Origin of the sequence: Actinomadura logoneensis, from assembly GCF_003428695.1 — a bacterium.
Classification (GTDB): Bacteria; Actinomycetota; Actinomycetes; order Streptosporangiales; family Streptosporangiaceae; genus Spirillospora; species Spirillospora logoneensis.
On the sequence record NZ_QURH01000597.1, the window covers coordinates 1 to 2,034 of the forward strand.

Genomic DNA, 2,034 nt, shown 5'->3' on the forward strand with positions numbered 1-2,034 from the left:
CGGAGCCGCAGGGCGACCAGCGTCCCGGCCGGGACGACGACGGCGACCGTGGCGGCCCCGGCCCCCACCAGGTTGCGGTCGAGCGCCCGGAGGTCGCGCCGGTCCGGGCCCATGTCGACCCAGAGGGCCACCGGCCCGCCGCCCCGCACCGGCGCGACCGCCCACATGCGCGGTCCGTTGCGGACGTGCTCGTCGTACCAGGTGCCCTCCTGCCCCGACCGCGCGAGCGCGGCGACCGCGGGCGGCATCTCGTCCGTGCTCGTGATGACGTCCCGCAGTTCGGCGCCCGTCTGCTCGTGCGCGAGCACCTCCCGGCTGAGGCTGGACAACGCCCGGCTCCGGCCCTCGGCGAGCATCCGGTCGTGGCTCAGCCGGTGCACGAGCAGCCCGTCGGCCACCGCGACCGCCAGCGCCGCGCCGGCGACCAGCGAGCCGAGCTTCCAGGGCAGCGACCGGAACGCCGTCCGGCGGAGGGCGACGCCCTCCGCCGGGCCGCCCGTGCCGCGCTCGCCGTCCCCACGCGCCGTGCCGTCCCCACGCGCCGTGCCGTCCCTGTCCGCCGTGCCGTCCCTGACCGCCGTGCCGTCCCTGACCGCTTCTTCGTCCCTGGCCGTCATGTCAGCGCCGCAGCTTGTAGCCGAAACCGCGGACCGTCTCGATCCGGTCGGCGCCGATCTTGGCCCGCAGCCGCTGGACGGCCAGGTCGACGACCCGGCTGTCGCCGTCCCAGGCGTGGTCCCACACGCTGCCCAGCAGCGTCCGGCGGCCGAGCACCACCCCCGGCTGCGCGGCGAACTCCAGCAGGAGCCGCAGCTCGGTCGGGGTCAGCGCCACCGGACGGCCGTCCCGGCGCACCTCCATGCCCGCGGTGTCCACGGTGAGGTCGCCGAAGGCCAGCACGGTCGCGGGCTCCCCCGGCCGGGTGGCGGTCGCCCACTCCGAGCTGCGGCGCAGCACCGAGCGGATGCGCGCGACCAGGACGGCCGTGTCGACCGGTTTGACCACGTAGTCGTCCGCTCCCGCCTCCAGACCGGACACCACGTCCAGGCCGTCGCCGCGCGCCGACATCATGACGATCGGGACCAGGCTGGCCTCCCGGACGCGACGGCACAGCCCGATCCCGTCCAGGCCGGGCAGCATGACGTCCAGGAGCAGCACGTCGTGGCCCCGGCCGTCCGGGCCGCCCTCGCGGAACGCCTCCAGCCCGGCCAGCCCGTCCGGCGCCGTCGTGACCGTGTAGCCGTAGCGCTCCAGCGCCAGGCCGACCGTCCTGCGGATCACCTCGTCGTCCTCGACGAGGAGCACGTGCGTCATCCCGTTCCGCCCACCGTGTCTGCTGCGTCCCCGTGTCCGTGCGTGCGTCCGTCCGAGCCCGCTCGAACAGCGCGGACGTCCCGGCGCACGAGGCTACCCGGCCTCTTCCACGCCCATGTGTCCCGCTGGACCGGTGGACCTCACCGAAGGGTTATTCACGATGGGAGTCCGCATCACTACGTTTTGTAATCGTGGCGTGGCGGTCACGTCCGGTCGGCCCCGGCGGAAGGCAGGTCAGCGGTGGAGATCCGTTCCGAAACGACGGCCCCGGCGTCCTCCCCGACGCCCTCCCCCGCGGAACCTCCCGCCTCACTCGCCACACCTCCCCCGACGTCGCCGCCGGCCGGTCCCGCGGGCACGGTGCCGCCGGCGCATCCCGCGACGGTTCCGGCGGACGCGGCGGAGCGGTTCGCCGCCATCCCCTGCGGCCCGACCGGGCTCGGCACGTCCGGCTGCCGGATCGGCCCGCTCACCCCCCTGCCGGACGCCCCCGTCCCGGACGTCGCCGCGCCGCCGAGGCAGGTGCAGGCCCCCGAGGTTCCCGAGGTCCCCGAGGCGCGTGCGGCCGTGGCCGCCCCGACGGTCGAGACCACGCCCCGGGCCCGGCCGCACACGGAGAACGTCCCGCTGCGCGTGCCCGGCCCCCCGGCCTCCCTGCTGCTCCGGTCCCTGCCGGGCTCGCCACCGGCGCCCCCCACCGGTGCCCGGTCCGGCCCGCCG

1 protein-coding gene and 2 pseudogenes are annotated in these 2,034 nt (G+C 76.6%); 1 reads left to right on the top strand and 2 read right to left on the bottom strand.

Annotated elements, in window-relative coordinates; genetic code table 11:
• Positions 1-617 (bottom strand): annotated as a pseudogene (locus DZF91_RS40270) (hypothetical protein); the annotation flags it as partial.
• 1 nt (position 618) lies between these two features.
• Entirely contained in the window at positions 619-1,314 is a 696-nt protein-coding gene (cseB, locus tag DZF91_RS24535) for a two-component system response regulator CseB (RefSeq protein ID WP_117359637.1), read from the bottom strand.
• A 360-nt stretch (positions 1,315-1,674) separates the two neighbouring features.
• Between cseB and DZF91_RS24540 the strand changes: the two are divergent.
• Positions 1,675-2,034: pseudogene (locus DZF91_RS24540) on the top strand (hypothetical protein); the annotation flags it as partial.